Origin of the sequence: Streptococcus cuniculi (genome assembly GCF_004570575.1) — a bacterium.
In the GTDB taxonomy this organism is placed as follows: Bacteria; Bacillota; Bacilli; order Lactobacillales; family Streptococcaceae; genus Streptococcus; species Streptococcus cuniculi_A.
In genome coordinates this window covers 1-17,078 of record NZ_SPPD01000009.1, presented here as the reverse complement: position 1 = coordinate 17,078, position 17,078 = coordinate 1, and the positions used below count along the sequence as shown (strand labels likewise).

13 protein-coding genes and 3 pseudogenes are annotated in these 17,078 nt (G+C 47.1%); 15 read left to right on the top strand and 1 reads right to left on the bottom strand.

What is annotated here, in order from left to right; genetic code table 11:
* Positions 1-28: 28 nt before the first annotated feature.
* The 15 genes and pseudogenes from secY2 (at position 29) to rbfA (ending at position 16,443) form a co-directional block, all read left to right on the top strand.
* On the top strand, positions 29-1,288 hold the full coding sequence (secY2, locus tag E4T82_RS07010; RefSeq protein ID WP_135182141.1) for an accessory Sec system protein translocase subunit SecY2: 1,260 nt from the start codon (positions 29-31) through the stop codon (positions 1,286-1,288).
* A gap of 8 nt (positions 1,289-1,296) precedes the next feature.
* Positions 1,297-2,871 (top strand): accessory Sec system protein Asp1, encoded by a 1,575-nt coding sequence (gene asp1 / locus E4T82_RS07005; RefSeq protein ID WP_135182140.1) that lies wholly within the window; start codon positions 1,297-1,299, stop codon positions 2,869-2,871.
* Between the two features lies 1 nt (position 2,872).
* Positions 2,873-4,450: an accessory Sec system protein Asp2 gene (asp2, locus tag E4T82_RS07000; RefSeq protein ID WP_135182139.1), complete on the top strand. Its 1,578-nt coding sequence runs from the start codon at positions 2,873-2,875 to the stop codon at positions 4,448-4,450.
* Positions 4,447-4,986, top strand: coding sequence for an accessory Sec system protein Asp3 (asp3, locus tag E4T82_RS06995; RefSeq protein ID WP_135182138.1), 540 nt, complete (start codon positions 4,447-4,449; stop codon positions 4,984-4,986). Before asp2 ends, asp3 begins: the two co-directional genes overlap by 4 nt.
* Positions 4,987-4,999: 13 nt before the next feature.
* Positions 5,000-7,381, top strand: a complete 2,382-nt coding sequence (gene secA2 / locus E4T82_RS06990) for an accessory Sec system translocase SecA2 (RefSeq protein WP_280842406.1) — start codon at positions 5,000-5,002, stop codon at positions 7,379-7,381.
* 11 nt (positions 7,382-7,392) lie between these two features.
* Positions 7,393-8,910 carry an accessory Sec system glycosyltransferase GtfA gene (gene gtfA, locus E4T82_RS06985; RefSeq protein WP_135182137.1) on the top strand — a complete coding sequence of 506 codons (1,518 nt, stop codon included), beginning with the start codon at positions 7,393-7,395 and terminating at the stop codon, positions 8,908-8,910.
* Positions 8,894-10,231, top strand: a complete 1,338-nt coding sequence (gtfB, locus tag E4T82_RS06980) for an accessory Sec system glycosylation chaperone GtfB (RefSeq protein ID WP_135182136.1) — start codon at positions 8,894-8,896, stop codon at positions 10,229-10,231. Before gtfA ends, gtfB begins: the two co-directional genes overlap by 17 nt.
* Entirely contained in the window at positions 10,215-10,382 is a 168-nt protein-coding gene (locus E4T82_RS12510; RefSeq protein WP_167753589.1) for a hypothetical protein, read from the top strand. The genes gtfB and E4T82_RS12510 overlap by 17 nt, the downstream gene beginning before the upstream one ends.
* A gap of 362 nt (positions 10,383-10,744) precedes the next feature.
* Entirely contained in the window at positions 10,745-11,215 is a 471-nt protein-coding gene (gene rimP, locus E4T82_RS06975) for a ribosome maturation factor RimP (RefSeq protein ID WP_135182135.1), read from the top strand.
* A gap of 33 nt (positions 11,216-11,248) precedes the next feature.
* Positions 11,249-12,388 (top strand): transcription termination factor NusA, encoded by a 1,140-nt coding sequence (gene nusA / locus E4T82_RS06970; protein ID WP_135182134.1) that lies wholly within the window; start codon positions 11,249-11,251, stop codon positions 12,386-12,388.
* 18 nt (positions 12,389-12,406) lie between these two features.
* Positions 12,407-12,703: an RNase P modulator RnpM gene (gene rnpM, locus E4T82_RS06965; protein WP_135182133.1), complete on the top strand. Its 297-nt coding sequence runs from the start codon at positions 12,407-12,409 to the stop codon at positions 12,701-12,703.
* Positions 12,696-12,998 (top strand): YlxQ-related RNA-binding protein, encoded by a 303-nt coding sequence (locus E4T82_RS06960; protein WP_228065086.1) that lies wholly within the window; start codon positions 12,696-12,698, stop codon positions 12,996-12,998. The genes rnpM and E4T82_RS06960 overlap by 8 nt, the downstream gene beginning before the upstream one ends.
* Before the next feature lie 17 nt (positions 12,999-13,015).
* Positions 13,016-13,145, top strand: a pseudogene (locus E4T82_RS13170) (translation initiation factor IF-2 N-terminal domain-containing protein); the annotation flags it as partial.
* A gap of 422 nt (positions 13,146-13,567) precedes the next feature.
* Positions 13,568-15,736 (top strand): annotated as a pseudogene (gene infB, locus E4T82_RS06955) (translation initiation factor IF-2); the annotation flags it as partial.
* Positions 15,737-16,089: 353 nt separating this feature from the next.
* A complete protein-coding gene (gene rbfA / locus E4T82_RS06950) occupies positions 16,090-16,443 on the top strand; it encodes a 30S ribosome-binding factor RbfA (RefSeq protein WP_075105524.1) in 354 nt (117 codons plus the stop codon).
* Positions 16,444-16,552: 109 nt separating this feature from the next.
* On the opposite strand, the pseudogene E4T82_RS06945 reads toward rbfA, so the two are convergent.
* A pseudogene (locus E4T82_RS06945) lies at positions 16,553-16,936 on the bottom strand (transposase); the annotation flags it as partial.
* Positions 16,937-17,078 lie beyond the last annotated feature (142 nt).

The window sequence follows — 17,078 nt, the reverse complement described above, 5'->3', positions numbered from 1 at the left end:
CGTATCTTATGAAAGGATCTACTTCATCTTGTTCGTCGAACTAACCAAACGCTGGCGCAGAGGCTTGATTGTCCCTAAGATTGTCTGGACCCTCTTGATTGCCCTCATTTATCTCCTTGGTAGGAAACTCCCCGTCACCACACTGGTAAGCAGTCAAGAAAGTCTGAAGCAAATCGCCAACCTTGACCTCCTAAACAACCTAGCCGCGGTGACAGGAGCTAGCTTTGGCACGATTAACCTATTCTCACTCGGTCTTAGCCCTTGGATGACCTCCATGATCCTCTGGCGCTTTTTCACCGTCTTTGGGATTTTCAAGGATCTCACCAACCTGCAACTGCATTGGTACCGCACCCTTCTGTCGCTCTTGATTGCAGGCATCCAAGCCTATGGCTTAACACTCAACACCCCGTTTTCCCTCTTTCAAGATCAGGGAGCACAGGGCATCGTATGGGCGCGCCTCGTGACCATCCTCATCCTAGTCTCAGGCTCCTTTGTCCTGACTTGGCTCGGTGGGGTCAATTCCCAAAAAGGCTTGGGGGGCATGACGATTATTATCCTGACCAATATGATCCTCTCCTTTGTCCAAAATATCGGAAGATACATTGAAAATGGTCTAACCCAGACCATCTGGCAGAATTTGCTTCTCTTTCTCCTTGGCTTTTGTGTCCTCGTCTTTGTGACCGTACTCCTTTATCACGCCGAATACCGGATTCCCATTAAACGGATTGGGATTCAAAACGCCTACCATAAGGACAGCTACCTGCCGATTCGGGTCACCCCCGCAGGAGCTATGCCCTTTATGTACGGGATGACCTTGATGCTCTTACCGCCTTATCTTATCCAGATTCTCCTCTCCTTTTTCCCTGACCAGCCCACTCTCTTGTTTTTGGCAACCCATATTGGCATTTCCCAACTACCTGGGGTGATACTCTACCTCATCTTGTTGTATATCCTTGCCATTGGCTTTTCCTACTATAATTACGATGCCTACAACATCGCTAAAAATATGCGTCAAAACGGGGATTACATCGCAAGTGTTCGTCCGGGAGAGGAGACTAGGCGGTATATTCAAGGGAAAATCACTGTCTTAGCCCAGTTTGGCGCGTTTTTCGTCCTCTTAATGGGAGGGCTTCCGCTTTTGGTCATCGTACTTCAAAATGGAAACGCTGAAAACGTCAGTCTGGCCCTGCTCATAAGCAATGCCTTTATCATAGCCAGTCTCTTGCTCGGCATGAAGGAACAGGTTCAACTATTACAAAATTGGAAAAACTATCAGAATCTCATCTAGGAGGAAGCATGTTTTATTTCATTCCAGCTTGGTATCCCAAGGAACGACCATGGTATGACGGTACCGCCCCTTGGTTTCGCGTCTTTGAGCGCATGTCCTTTGATGATACGGTCAATCAGCTCAAGATGTTTCAGAATGCGGCAGAAGCTTCTTGTCTGGTACTGCTGAATTACCAACCACAGCTGCGCTATTTCCTGCATAAGCAGGACTTGCTCGATACCCCTTATTGGTCCTTCTTTGATGACATCCAGACGGTATCGCGAGTGTCCACTCATCCCCTTTCGTTCAAGGAGTTGAATTGGCCCCGTGGCACGCGGTTTCTTTACAGTCCGTTTGCGGTTGTGGCTCAAAAGGGGGATGAGACCTTGGCCACCATTCATTTTGCGGAGAATGGGAATCTGTTCACGATTGATTGGCAAAAAGAAGGGCATCTGGACAAACAGTATGTCTTTGATGATCGCGGCTTTATCTCCAGCATCCTCTATCACAATGACATGGGGCAGCCCCTTTACCAAGACTATCTCAATCCCAATGGCGTCTGGCAGGTCAGAGAACACCTAGGCGTAGAGAAGAGGGGGATTGAGGTGAATGGCTATGCGGATGGTCGCTTTGACAAACGCTGGTATGTCACTTGGGAGGAATTGCTTCAAGAGCGTTTAGGGGTCTTAAAGAGGGAGGTCATAACGGCAGAAGATGTCTTGGTCTTGGCGAGTCATGCGCACCATAACGATCTCTTATTAGAGAGTTTTCCCGAACAACAGAAGGTGGTTTCCTTTTTTGCGGATCGCTATGATACGACCCGTTGTGATCTACTGGCTCCACTTGCCCAAGCTGCCACTCTTTTGGTGGTGGATACCAAGCAACAGGAGCACCAGTTGCTTACGAGCTTAGAGGAATTAGGGAGTTCATCTCATCCAGTGAGTCGCATTTCCCCCTTTGATACCCGCTTGCGACTCGGTCACAGCCAAATGGTCAAAGAACTGATTCTGTATTTCCATATTGACGGTCTGCTTGAGGAAGAGGTGAAAGCAATCTTGTCAGACCTCTTGATCTTAATGGATCAGGAGGCGCTGGTTGAGCTGCGCCTCGTGACTTTCCAGCACCAGTATCCCCTCGCTGGGCTTAAGGAGTGGGTAGAGCAGGAGATTTCCCGTTCGTTTGAGTTGGCTCATTTCTTTCAAGTCGTAGAAGGGACAGGCGAAAATGAGTTGGAAGAGGAGGAGGAACTGGAGTTGACCCGCATCCGCTTTGACTGCTTTTCCAATGAGAGCCAGGTGATTGAAGCCTTGGATACTGCCCGCTTAGTGCTTGATTTGGGACCAGAGCCAGACCTTTATACGCAGATTGCCAGTATCAGTGCAGGCATCCCCCAGATTCATCGTGTCGAGACGGAGTATGTGACCCACCTCAAGAACGGTTGGGTCTTGGGGGAGGGAGGCTCACTCCTTGAAGCACTTCATTATTACCTGGACGGTCTTGCGAATTGGAACGCTGCCTTGGTCTATGCCGTTCAGAAGATGGCTGACTATACCAGTGGTCGCATCCTTTCCCAGTGGAAAGACCTACTAGAACAGGAGAGCTAGCATGAAGATTTTACAAATAGGACAACTCAACTGGTTAGAGGAGTTGGGAACTCTGCCAGAGGATCTGGAGTGGTTGTTTAGCCGTCCTGAGGCGATTGACTCTTTCTTAGAGGAAGAAACCAAGCGGGCGCTTGCCCAGCTCCCTCCTTCCAAAGAGGGAGAGGAACCCTTGAAAATCCGCCTTCATTTTGATGCCATTCTCGTGACGGATTCCGTTAAGGAATCGGCTCTCACACAGCTAATGCCGACCATTGAGGCCTATGGGCTCTTTTGCCTGCCTGATTTGGGGCTGGCCAGTGAGGAGCCACAGGGGATCTTCCGCCGGAAGGTCCTGCGTGAGCTGCCTCCCTTTTCCAGTAAGGATGAATTGGTTCACTTTCTTCACCTGACCCTCTTTAGCAGTCAGTATGGTGCCAAGTTAAAGATTCCTGAAATCGACGTCAATCCCTTGTTTAGAGGGAAGGTGACCTATGAAGGTCATGTCTCTGCTAGCTTTGAGGGTTCATTTGGCGAGGAGTTTGAACCCCTCTTTACCTTTCGGTATAATTTAAGTAGCTTTCCTATCGCTTTGGAATTATGGTTGGAGTACATCAAGGTAGCTGGCGAGACTAAGATTTGCCTCGAACTGGTTCCCATGTACCGCGGGAGTCTGTATGATATGAAAGCCCCCTTACTCTTAAGAGAAGAGAACCTTTCTAGCCCTTATATCTTAGAGCCAGATGAGGAAGTAGGTTTTTATGCCGTGACCGTCTATGCCAAGGGTGAGGGCAAGTTGAGCTTTGGACCGCTTCATTGGCGGTATTCTCGTATGGGCTTGGGCCGGTTTGTCTTGGGTGGAGAACGCTATAGCGATGCCAAGCGTCAAGAGTTCATCTACTATTTCAATCCAGGTGATATGAAACCACCCCTCAATGTCTATTTCTCTGGTTTTCGCTCAGCTGAAGGCTTTGAGGGCTTTGGGATCATGAAATCGCTCAAGGCCCCCTTTATGTTAATTGGCGATCCTCGCTTAGAGGGAGGAAGTTTTTATGGTGGCACCAAGCCCTTAGAAGAAGCGCTGGTCCGTGTGATTCAAGAGTCTCTAGCTTATCTGGGCTTTTCTTCATCAGACTTGATATTGTCTGGGCTGTCCATGGGGACCTTTGGGGCGCTCTACTATGCCTCCCAGCTCGAACCCTACGGTGTTGTAGTTGGGAAGCCCTTTACCAATCTTGGGGATACAGCTGCTGGGATGAAGCTCAAACGTCCAGATGAATTTGAGACCAGCGCTGATGTCCTCTTGAACTTGACAGGTGGGGTGGAGGTCGATGCCATTGAGCAACTCAATCACACCTTCTGGGATCAATTCTCCCAGTCGTCCTTCCCGCACACCCGCTTTGCGATTGCTTATATGGAAAATGATGACTATGACGGACAGGCGGCTCAGCGCCTGATTGCCCACCTGTCTAGCAAAGGGGCTCATATTTATACCAAGGGCTATGAAGGACGGCACAATGATAACAGTCGCGCCATTAACAAGTGGTTTATGCGCCAGTATAAGGATTTACTAGAAGAAGGCTATGGAAGGAAGTACTCATGACCAAGCACTTATTAACCACGATTCGTTGGCGGGAAGTCTATAGTGGCTCGGCCTATCTCTACGGGTCGTTGGTGGATTTTTCAGAGGACAACGTGACCTTTTACAATCCCCGTCTCGCTTCTGGAAAGCCCATTGTTCGCTTTACCTCGCGGACGAATTATCAAGGGGAGCGGCGTAGCCCCAATCTTCCCTTGCTTATCGCCCACCACAGGTATCGTTTAGAGCGGCAGATTGTATCAGAGCCAGCTGATCGTGTCTTTATCCAGATTGACTATTACAATCGGCAGAATGAAAAAATCAGCTTTGAGATTTTACGAAAAGGGAAAGAGGTCTTTACCTGTCCTGCAGGCGTCGCCTTTTATACTATTACTGTTTTGAGCGCAGGTTGCCAGAGGGTCCACTTTGAGGAAATGCGCCTCTACCATGAAGGGGAGCTAAAAGAGGTGGCAGTCGCGCGCCCCTTAGCCAAGCGCTATACAGAAAACCAACTCCCTGAGGAATTGAATCTGATCAAACCGTTTATTCAACTACTATGATAAGGAATTTACTGTGTCACTAAAAGAAAGACCTTCATTCATCAATCGAATGAAATTACGAGAATTAAGACGAATATTAGAGAAAATCAATGCCCTGGCGCCAGCGATGCGCCAGTTATCAGACGAGGCCTTACGCGCTAAGACAGATGAATTTCGCCTGCGCTTAGCCCAGGGGGAGACCCTGGATAATGTGACGGTAGAGGCTTTTGCGGCTGTCCGTGAAGCCGCAAGGCGGGTGCTTGGCCTGTATCCCTTTGACGTGCAGGTTTTGGGTGCTCTCGCCCTTCATCAAGGCCATATAGCTGAGATGAAAACAGGGGAGGGAAAGACCCTGACTGCTACTCTTCCCCTCTATCTTAATGCCCTAACTGGTAAAGGCGTCCTGTTAATCACGACCAATGAATACCTCGCCCGGCGTGATGCCAAAGAGATGGGACCGCTGTATCGCTTTATGGGCTTGAGCGTTGGGATTGGTGCCTTTGAGGAGGGGGAGGAGGTTGACATAGAGGACAGGCGTGCGGTTTATGCGGCAGATGTGACCTATACGACGAGTACCGCTCTAGGCTTTGACTACCTTGCGGAAAATTTAGCAGGGGATCGAAAGGACAAGTTTATGCGTCCCTTTCACTATGCCATTGTCGACGAGGCGGATGCCGTATTACTGGATAGCGCGCAAACTCCCTTGATTATTTCAGGCTCTCCCCGTGTTCAATCCAACCTGTATGATGTCTCCAACCAATTTGTCTTGACACTGGAGGCAGAAGAGGAGTATCATTTTAACCAAGAAGAAAAGACGGTCTATCTGACGGAGAAGGGAAGTCAATACGCAGAATCCTTTTTTGACGTCCCAGATCTCTATGCGGAATCTGCCTTTGAGCTCAACCGTCACATCAATCTAGCTCTACGCGCTCATCATCTCTATCAAAGGGATGTTGATTATGTGGTGATGAACGATGAGGTGCAGCTGTTGGACAATCGGACGGGGCGCATCTTAGAAGGTACCCGCCTGCAATCGGGGATTCACCAAGCGATTGAGACTAAAGAAGGGGTCAAAAAGACCAAGAATTCTCGGTCTATCGCCTCTGTCACTTATCAGAGTCTCTTTAACATGTTTCCGAGGTTGGCTGGCATGACAGGGACGGGCAAGTTAGCAGAAGATGAGTTGATTGCGACCTATCAGCTTTCTGTCGTGGTGATTCCGACCAATACCCCCATTCGACGGATTGACTACCCCGATCAAGTCTATGTCACGCTACCAGAAAAATTACAGGCGACCTTACGCTATGTCAAGACCTTGCATGAAAAAGGGCAGCCGGTCTTATTGATTTCAGGAACGGTGGACATCGCCGAGATTTATTCGCGGATGTTGTTGCAAGAAGGCATTCCGCACAGCGTTTTGACGGCAAAGAATACGGCGAAAGAAGCCCTGATTATTCAGGAAGCAGGACGCAAAGGCACAGTGACGGTAGCGACCTCTTTAGCTGGACGGGGAACGGATATTAAGCTAGGTGAGGGTGTCGCAGCGCTAGGTGGCTTAGCGGTTGTGGGAACAGAACGGATGCCCAATAGCCGGATTGACTGGCAGCTCAGGGGGCGTGCGGGTCGCCAAGGGGACCCCGGTTTGAGTCAGTTCTTTGTTTCCTTAGAAGATGAATTGCTTCAGCAATACGGTGGCAAGAGCGTCCAGCGCTATTTCGATGCCCATAACCATACAAACCGTGCCAACTATGGCCACCCCTTAAAGGGGCGGCGTTACCAACGGTTCATTGGTCGGGCTCAATCAATCAGTGAAGACAAGGCAGTGGCTGCTCGCTCCTCTACGATTCGCTTTGATGAGAGCTTGCGGGTGCAGCGTACGAAAATCTATGCCCTTCGGAACGAATTGATTGAAGAAGAGAGAGCATTGGAGGAGCAGATTGACCGCGTGTTTCACGAGGTGATTTCTGACTATGTTAGGCAGGCTCAGCCCTTGACAGAAGAGGCACTCCGCCGGTATATCTTGGAACATTATAGCTATCAGCTTCAGAACTTTTCGGGAAAGGTCGATGTTTCGAGCTCTTCTTCGGTCAGAGCCTATCTGTGGCAGTTGTACCAAGGTGAGTTGAAGAAAAAAGCCAGCGAATTAGGAGACCAGTACGCTCACTTTTTGCGTCTAGCTGTCTTGCGGGCGATTGATGAATGCTGGGTTGAGCAGGTGGACAATCTCCAGCAGTTAAAAAGTTTTGTGACCATGCGCCAGATTGGGCAGCGGGATTCGATTACAGAGTATTATCGCGAATCCCTGTTGTCTTACGAGCAGATGAGCCAGCAGGTCAAACGGGGCATTGTGCGCCATGTGATGTTAAGCCGTGTGGAAGGGAACCCTACGGACGGTCATTCGATTTATTTTGTATAGGCAGAGGGGTTATGACAGTTTATAATATCAATTTAGGGATCGGTTGGGCGAGCAGCGGCGTTGAATATGCCCAAGCCTACCGTGCCCAAGTGTTGCGGCGTTTGAAGATTCCCGCTAAGTTTATCTTTATGGATTTCTTTCAATCTGAAAATCTTCAGCATCTCACCGCCAATATCGGCTTTCGGGATGAGGAGATTATCTGGTTATATGGATTTTTTACCGATATGGTTGTCGCCCCTACGACGTATACGCGGGAGCAACTAGAAGCGAGCTTCAGCCTGCCCATTCGTAAGATTGAGACAGGCAACAAGTTGGTCCGCTATTATTTTGAAGGCCAAGACCTGTATGTCAATGCGGCAGTGTGTGGCAAGGAGGGGCGCTGTGTGCAGCGGGTGGAGTATGTCGCAAACGGTCAGTTGATGCGTAAGGATTACTACAGCTACAGTAAAGTCTTTAGCGAATACTATGTCCCTAAAGACGGGAAACCCACGCTCTCTCACCGTTTCTTTTTCAATGAGGACGGCAGTGTTGCCTATACGGAACAGATTAGAGGAGAGTCCAGTATCTTTACCTTTCAGGACCGCATCTGCTTTTCCAAGTCCGACTTGATTGCCTATCTCTTGGAAGGTTTGGGCTTGAGCTCTCAGGATGTAATCCTGTTAGACCGCGCGACTGGTGTCGGTCAAGCTGTTTTACAGCATCGGGGTGCAGCCAAGCTAGCTGTTGTGGTGCATGCGGAACATTTTAATGCCAAAGGAACAGATGAGCACCATATCCTTTGGAATAATTATTATGAATATCAGTTTACCAATGCGGACAAGATTGATGCCTTTATCACCTCTACCAATAAGCAAAAAGAGGTCTTAGAAGCCCAGTTTCAGACCTACACCTCACATCGTCCCAAGATTTATGCCATTCCGGTTGGGAGTCTGGACAGGCTTCGTTATCCCACGAGGGCGCGCAAACCGTATTCACTGGTGACGGGTTCCCGCCTAGCCAGCGAAAAGCATATTGACTGGCTGGTTTTAGCGGTTGTGGAGGCACGTCAGACGCTTCCAGACTTGACCTTTGACATCTATGGTGAAGGTGGGGAGCGGGGGAAACTGACCCAGCTGATCGAAGAACACCAGGCTGGCGCTTACATTCACCTAAAGGGGCACCAACACCTGACGGAACTCTATCAAGCCTATGAGGTCTATCTCACTGCTTCGACCAGTGAAGGCTTTGGCTTGACCTTAATGGAGGCAGTCGGTTCAGGTCTCCCCCTGATTGGACTAGATGTACCGTATGGGAATCAGACCTTTGTGGAGGATGGGCAAAATGGCTATCTACTTGCCCGTCATGAACCGGATGACCGCCGCCAAATGGCTCGCTCCTTTGCGCAGGCGATTTGCCGGTATTACCAAGAGCTAGATCAAGCGCAGGCTCAGAGCGTCTCTTATCAAAAAGCGACCGACTTTTTAGATGAGCGCTTGGCTGACACCTGGAAAAACTTTGTGGAGGACATGACCGATGATTACGCTATTTGATCGTTTCAATGCCGCAGCAAGAGACCTCTATTACTCGTTAGAGGCTAGTGGTCTTTTAGGTAGCAGTAGCATTGTCTTAGAAGAGGACGGCGGCTTACCAGCAGGTGTCACGTCTCCCTATGCCTTCTTTTGTGGGATGGAAGAGGGAGAGGGGGAGCCCCTTTATTTCAATGAGGTTCCCCTACCAGCCTTTTGGCAGATAACAGGAACCAATACCCAAGGGGCTATTTATAACGACAGCACCAAGCAGGCGACCATTCATTACCACGAGCCCAAACACCTCCGCTTGGTTCAGACAGTGGAGTGGCTTACCCCGTCTCAAGAGGTGTACCGGCAGGATCATTACAACCAGTATGGTTGGATGTTTGCGCGGACCTATTTTAACGCAGAGGGTCAGGCTGTCTCTAAACACTATTACCAAGCCAGTGGGGAGGAGGTCTTGGTGGAGAACCTCCAGACAGGCTATCATCTCCTGAATTGGAGGGGGAAGGTCTATCCCTTTGCGAAACGAACGGATTTTTATCTCTTTTACCTGAGGGAGGCTCAGGTAGATCTTTCTGCCATTTGGTATACATCCCTGTCCAGTCCCTTTGTCTTGTCCTATTACTTAGGAGGAGACGGGCAGGATGTTCTCTTTTGGCAGGAGAAGATTGGTCAGGAGATACCGGGGAATATGCGCTTGATTTTATCTGGTTCAGCCAAGCGGACCAAGAAGATCGTCGTGCAGGATAAGGAGAGCTATGAGAAACTCCTTCAACTTGTCTCAGACGAAGAGGCTTCGATGATTTCTTATCTAGGCTACCTTTATCCACGTCATTCGGAGAACGCACAGACCAAGGAAATCCTTATCTTGACCAATTCGGATCAGTTGGAGGGCATGGCTGTCTTGGTGAAGGAATTGTCCGATTACCAGTTCCATATCGCCGCCTTGACTGAGATGTCTCCGCGTTTGAAGGCTTATGAGGAGGAGGCCCATGTGACCCTTTACCCCAATATCGCTCCGCGTCAGGTAGCGGACTTGTTTGAGAAGTGTTCGATCTATCTTGACATCAATCATGGCAGTGAGATCTTGTCAGGAACCCGTCAAGCCTTTGAGCATAACCTCTTGATTGCAGGTTTTGAGAATACGGTTCATGACCAGCGTTTTGTCTTAGACGAAGCCCTCTTTTCCCCAGATGCTGCCTCTCATTTAGCAGCATGGTTGCGAGGGGAGGAGATTCAATCGCGTGTTTCACGTCAACGCCTAGAGAGCGAGGAAGCTACCGAGGCGGCCTATCAAGCCTTATTAGGAGAGGAGGGGCAGTATGTCCAAGCGGAATGAATTATTGGAAGCCGACATCAAGGAGCGGATTGAGGAGGTGCGGTATGAGCGAGGGGAAAAGGAAGCACCCAAGCAGTCCTTGTTTTACCTCATCATTGTCCTTCTCGTGACCCTTTCTATCCTCTTTTCCCTCCTACGATTTGTGGGGTAGGGAGCGGGGATAGTGCCCTACTCAAGAAATGATTATGGGTAACAAGAAACATGGGTGTAGGCTCCAAAACCACGATAACCACATGAAAGATTTTTAGCAAGAAAATAAAGTTTTCTGCATCTCATTGTTCGGATTTTATCAAGTATTGAACAGAGGTTCGCGTTTTTATTATAGAAAAATTTAAAAAGAAAGCATGTTTATTCAGACTATAATTCGGAAATAGGTGTTTCATGCGTTTGCCATGGCTAAAAAACATATTCCTTTACAAAGTCTTGAAAGTGTGTTATACTAACTAAAAATAGAGAAAAGGAGGGTTGGTCTTGTACCAGCCCTTTGATGTGTATCTAGAAGGAGGTTTTCCGATGGCAACGATTGTAGAGATTGTCACGCAGGCGATTGCTCCGCACATTACTGCTCCCTATGAGCTGGTGGATGTGGCGTATGGCAAGATGGGTGGCGATGATGTCCTATCTATCTTTGTAGATAAGGAGGGAGGGATTTCCCTCAATGATACGGCTGAGTTATCAGAAATAATCAGCCCACTTTTGGATCAGATTCAGCCAGATCCCTTTCCAAACCAATATATGCTGGAAGTTACCAGTCCTGGTCTTGAGCGGCCATTAAAAAATGCTGAAGCGGTTGCGAAAGCCGTTGGTCAGTATATCCATGTCAAACTTTATCAAGCAATTAATAAAAATAAGATTTTTGAAGGAACGCTCCTCTCCTTTGAAAATCAGGAATTGTTGATGGAATACATGGATAAAACGAGAAAAAAACAAGTCACCATTCCCTATCAGACAGTCGCAAAAGCACGTCTGGCTGTCAAAATTTAACAGAAAGGACCTTTTGAGAAAAAGGAAAATAAGATGAGTAAAGAAATGCTAGAAGCCTTCCGTATTTTAGAGGAAGACAAGGGGATAAAAAAAGAAGACATCATTGAGGCGGTCATGGAGTCGCTTCGCTCAGCCTACAAACGCCGCTATGGTCAATCGGAATCTGCTGCGATTGAGTTCGACGAGAAAAAAGGAGATTTTCGCGTCTATACTGTTCGCGAGGTCGTAGATGAAGTCTTTGATAGTCGTCTTGAAATTAGCTTGAAAGATGCCTTGGCGATTTCTTCTGCTTATGAATTAGGGGATAAGATTAAGTTTGAAGAATCACCAGCAGAATTTGGTCGTGTAGCAGCTCAATCTGCTAAACAGACTATTATGGAAAAGATGCGTAAGCAAACGCGTGCGATTACCTATAATACCTATAAGGCGCATGAAAAAGAGATCATGTCTGGAACAGTTGAACGCTTTGATAACCGCTTCATCTATGTCAATTTGGGCAATATTGAAGCACAGTTATCCAAACAAGACCAGATTCCTGGCGAAGTCTTCCAATCGCATGACCGCATCGAAGTCTATGTGTATAAGGTTGAAGACAATGCGCGTGGTGTCAATGTTTTTGTGAGTCGTAGCCACCCTGAGATGATTAAGCGTTTAATGGAGCAAGAAATTCCAGAAGTCTATGACGGTACAGTAGAAATCATGAGCGTTGCTCGTGAGGCAGGTGACCGGACCAAGGTTGCGGTGCGCAGCCACAATCCAAACGTGGACGCTATCGGAACAATCGTCGGTCGCGGTGGTTCAAACATCAAGAAGATTACAGGCAAGTTCCACCCAGCACGCTATGATGCTAAATTGGACCGCATGATTCCAATAGAGGAAAATATCGATGTCATCGAGTGGGTTCCAGATGAAGCAGAATTCATCTACAATGCCATTGCCCCAGCAGAAGTTGACCAAGTTATCTTTGATACGGAAGATGGCAAGCATGCGACTGTTGTTGTACCAGATGACAAACTGTCTCTTGCCATTGGTCGTCGTGGACAAAACGTGCGTTTGGCAGCTCATTTAACTGGCTTCCGTATTGACATCAAATCTGCATCAGAATACGAAGCAATTGAAGCGGAACTTTATGGTGAAGCAGAGGCTGTAGACGCTGTCGAAGCAGGCGAATAAGCTTGTTTGGAGGTGTGTATGGCAAAGGCTAGAAAAATCCCCTTACGAAAATCGGTTGTTTCGGGAGAGATTATTGACAAGCGTGATTTATTGCGCATTGTGAAAAATAAGGAAGGCCAAGTCTTTATTGACCCGACTGGGAAAGCAAATGGTCGCGGAGCCTATATCAAGCTGGATAATGCAGAAGCAGCTCAGGCCAAGAAAAAGCGTGTCTTTGACCGTGCCTTTAGTATGGAAGTAGCCGCAGAATTCTATGACGAATTGATTGCCTATGTTGATCACAAGGTCAAAAGGAGAGAACTGGGTCTTGAATAACCAGCAAAGAATATTAAATTTACTTGGCTTGGCTCAACGTGCTGGTCGCCTAATTTCAGGAGAAGAATTAGTTGTTGAGAGTATCCAAAAGCAAAAGGCTAAACTTGTCTTTTTAGCACAGGATGCGGCTCCCAACCTAAGTAAGAAAATCACAGATAAAAGTCGTACCTATCAGGTAGAAGTTGTTACCGCGTTTTCAACGCTGGAATTAAGCTCGGCAGTCGGCAAGCCACGTAAGGTGCTGGCTGTGACAGATGCTGGATTTACTAAGAAAATGAGGTCTATTATGGAATAGAACAGGAGGACAAGATATTGTCTAAGAAGAGATTGTACGAGATTGCCAAGGAATTGGGCAAGGAAAGTAAAGAAGTTGTCGCCAAGGCGCAAGAATTAGGAATTGAGGTCAAAAGCCACTCCTCAAGTGTCGAAGCAGAGATTGCAAGTAAAATTATCGAAGGATTCTCTGGAGCGAAAAAGACAGTGGAGAAGGTAGTGGAAAAGGTTGAAGCAGTAGCGAAGGTGGAAAAAGCACCACGTAAACCTGAACAAGCTGAGCCAAAAACTGTAGAAGAAAAACCTGCAACTCCTGCTCCTCAAGCTGCGGTGAATCGTCCAAAAAGTCGTAATTTTAAGGCGGAGCGTGAAGCGCGTGCCAAAGAGCAAGCGGCGAAGCGTAATCAAGGAAAAGGTCAAGGACGTCCGCGGGACAACCGTTCAAATGGCCAACAAAAACCGCGTCGTGACCACAGAGACCAAGACCGTAGAGGAAATCGCAATCCAGGATTTGATAAGCGATCTGCTCAAGGAGGTCAGCGTCCAAATCGTGGTGACCAACGCCCAAGAATGGAAGAAACCCGTACTAAAATTGATTTCAAGGCTCGTGCAGCTGCTCTAAAAGCAGAGCAACTGCAAGAATATGCACGTACCAGTGAAGAACGCTTCCGCCAAGCCCAAGAGGCCAAGAAGCAGCCTCAAAAGCCAAAAGAAATCAAATTTGAAGAGCCTGTAGTAGAAACAAAGCCGAATGTTGTACCAGCGGCAGTTGAAGCAACACCTGCTACAGATAAACGTCGGAAAAAACAAGCTCGACCAGACAAACGTCGTGATGATTTTGATCACGAAGAAGATGGTCCAAGAAAACAACAAAAGAATCGAAATAGTCAAAATCAAGTGAGAAATCAAAGAAATAGTAACTGGAATCCAAACAAGAAAAAGAAAAACGGCAAACAACAAGCAGCCAAGCCTATCACAGAACGCAAGTTCCACGAATTGCCGACAGAGTTTGAATATACAGCGGGTATGACGGTTGCTGAAATCGCAAAACGCATCAAACGCGAACCAGCTGAAATCGTGAAGAAACTCTTTATGATGGGTGTGATGGCGACTCAAAATCAATCCCTTGATGGCGATACGATTGAATTGCTCATGGTGGATTATGGCATTGAAGCTAAAGAAAAAGTGGAAGTCGATAATGCCGATATTGAGCGTTTCTTCGTTGAAGAAGGCTACCTCAATCCAGAAGAAATGGTAGAACGTCCACCAGTTGTGACAATCATGGGACACGTTGACCACGGGAAAACCACCCTTCTTGATACCCTTCGCAATTCACGCGTTGCAACAGGTGAGGCAGGAGGAATCACGCAGCATATCGGTGCCTACCAGATCGAAGAAAGTGGTAAGAAAATCACCTTCCTTGACACACCTGGACACGCAGCCTTTACGAGTATGCGTGCGCGTGGAGCATCTGTCACTGACTTGACTATTTTGGTCGTTGCCGCAGATGACGGTGTAATGCCACAGACCATTGAAGCGATCAACCACTCAAAAGCTGCGAATGTTCCAATCATCGTAGCCATTAACAAGATTGATAAGCCAGGTGCAAATCCAGAGCGTGTCATCGGTGAATTGGCAGAGCATGGTGTCATTTCAACAGCCTGGGGGGGAGACAGTGAATTTGTAGAAATCTCAGCCAAATTCAATCAAAACATCGATGAATTGTTGGAAACGGTTCTCCTTGTTGCGGAAATCCAAGAGTTGAAAGCTGATCCAACAGTTCGAGCAATCGGTACAGTTATTGAAGCGCATTTGGATAAAGGAAAAGGTGCGGTTGCAACGCTTCTTGTTCAACAAGGTACCTTGAATGTCCAAGATCCAATCGTTGTCGGAAATACCTTCGGACGTGTTCGTGCCATGACCAATGACCTAGGACGCCGTGTCAAAGTAGCTGGACCATCTACACCAGTTTCGATTACTGGTCTGAACGAAGCACCAATGGCGGGTGACCATTTTGCCGTCTACGAAGATGAAAAATCAGCCCGTGCAGCAGGTGAAGAGCGTGCCAAACGTGCCCTCTTGAAACAACGTCAAGTTACCCAACGTGTCAGTCTTGAAAACCTCTTTGATACCCTTAAAGCAGGTGAAGTCAAGTCCGTGAATGTCATTATCAAGGCCGATGTACAAGGTTCGGTTGAGGCCCTTGCTTCCTCTCTTCAAAAGATTGAAGTAGAAGGTGTTCGTGTCAATATCGTCCATTCAGCGGTCGGTGCAATCAACGAATCTGACGTGACCCTGGCAGAAGCATCAAATGCTTTCATTATCGGATTTAGCGTCCGTCCGACACCACAAGCACGCCAGCAGGCAGAAACTGATGATGTCGAAATCCGTCTCCACAGTATCATCTATAAGGTGATTGAAGAAATGGAAGACGCCATGAAGGGCATGCTTGACCCTGAATACCAAGAAAAAGTCATTGGTGAAGCTCTTATCCGCGAAACCTTCAAGGTTTCAAAAGTGGGAACCATCGGTGGATTTATGGTGATTAACGGAAAAGTTACCCGTGATTCAAGTGTCCGTGTTATCCGTGACGGAGTTGTTATCTTTGACGGCAAACTTGCCAGCTTAAAACACTTCAAAGATGATGTGAAAGAAATCACCAACGGCCGCGAGGGCGGACTCATGATTGAAAACTACAACGACCTCAAAGTCGACGACGTTATCGAAGCCTATATCATGGAAGAGATTAAAACGAAGTAGTGAGAGCGTTTGACACGAGCGATGCTCGTTCTATTTCCAACCTTCAACAGTCTATTCCTAGACTGTTGAAGCACAAAGTGTACTTTGTTTGAAGAAACCCTCCACTGGAGCGTTTCTTCCGTATCCGTATCACGAGCAAGCTCGTAATGGCTATGGCAAATAGGGGCTTTGGAAGCGTCTGATGAATACAAGTAATTCGACTTTCATCTATCACTAGCTAATTGTGCTACACTTTTTAGGCTATACTAGTATTAAATAAACAATACCCCGTCACCTCAATCCATTAGATGATAATTTGTAGCGTTTTGTGTTGATTTTCAATCAGAAAATCCTTTAAATTAGGAGGGAAGAACATGGCGAACCATTTTCGTACAGATCGTGTGGGCATGGAAATCAAGCGTGAAGTCAATGAGATTTTGCAAAAGAAAGTCCGTGATCCACGGGTTCAAGGCGTAACGATTACAGATGTTCAAATGCTGGGCGATTTATCGGTAGCTAAAGTATATTACTCCATCATGAGTGACTTGGCTTCTGACAATCAAAAAGCCCAGACAGGACTTGAAAAGGCCAAAGGAACCATCAAACGGGAACTTGGCCGCAAACTCACCCTGTATAAAATCCCAGATTTGGTCTTTGAAAAAGACCAATCGATTGAATACGGGAACAAGATTGATCAAATGTTACGCGCGTTAGAGAATAAAGAGTAAAAAAACAGTCCAGTGGACTGTTTTTTCACGAGCCTAGAAATAGGAAAGCGAGTAAGTTCCAGTGGACTGTTTTTTCGGCCCTTTGTCAACTGTAGTGGGTGACTTATAACTAAACACGAGAGGCGACGATTTTCGCCTTCTCTTTTTTGATGTTCAAAGCGAGGAAAATGCGATTTTTAAAGTTATCAAAGCTCCTGTAGCCAAAAGCTTTTTGTTTGATGTCTTTAATGAGTTTGTTGGTAGCTTCAAGCTTTGCGTTAGAATAAGGAAGTTCCATGGCATTGGTGATGTACGTTTTGTAGCGTATAAAGGTGTTACAAGTGTTTTTGAAGGTGTGTGATTGAGGTAGAGCGTCGTGTATTAACCCAAAGAATAGCTCAGAATTATTCTCTTGCAGGTGAAAGAGAAGTGTCATAATAGTCTTTGAGGTTAGGCACAGGGCTGATATCTTATTAAGACACTGTCTAGGTGTTAGTGTTTCTCTGAAAGTCCTATTTTTATCCCTTTTAGGTAGGAAATTTCTTTCTATTTGGTTTCAATATTTGGATCTACTTTCCCAACAAGATAAACGGAATCCTATTTACAAATGAACTCCCGTTTTGCTATAATGATTGATGTAAAGGAGGGCTTCATGA

Excerpts from the sequence above, each read along its gene's own strand:
- gtfB (WP_135182136.1), top strand. The coding sequence starts at position 8,894 with ATGATTACGCTATTTGATCGTTTCAATGCCGCAGCAAGAGACCTCTAT.
- asp2 (WP_135182139.1), top strand. The coding sequence starts at position 2,873 with ATGAAGATTTTACAAATAGGACAACTCAACTGGTTAGAGGAGTTGGGA.
- gtfA (WP_135182137.1), top strand. The coding sequence starts at position 7,393 with ATGACAGTTTATAATATCAATTTAGGGATCGGTTGGGCGAGCAGCGGC.
- rimP (WP_135182135.1), top strand. The coding sequence starts at position 10,745 with ATGGCAACGATTGTAGAGATTGTCACGCAGGCGATTGCTCCGCACATT.
- rnpM (WP_135182133.1), top strand. The coding sequence starts at position 12,407 with ATGGCAAAGGCTAGAAAAATCCCCTTACGAAAATCGGTTGTTTCGGGA.
- nusA (WP_135182134.1), top strand. The coding sequence starts at position 11,249 with ATGAGTAAAGAAATGCTAGAAGCCTTCCGTATTTTAGAGGAAGACAAG.
- rbfA (WP_075105524.1), top strand. The coding sequence starts at position 16,090 with ATGGCGAACCATTTTCGTACAGATCGTGTGGGCATGGAAATCAAGCGT.
- asp3 (WP_135182138.1), top strand. The coding sequence starts at position 4,447 with ATGACCAAGCACTTATTAACCACGATTCGTTGGCGGGAAGTCTATAGT.
- asp1 (WP_135182140.1), top strand. The coding sequence starts at position 1,297 with ATGTTTTATTTCATTCCAGCTTGGTATCCCAAGGAACGACCATGGTAT.
- E4T82_RS12510 (WP_167753589.1), top strand. The coding sequence starts at position 10,215 with ATGTCCAAGCGGAATGAATTATTGGAAGCCGACATCAAGGAGCGGATT.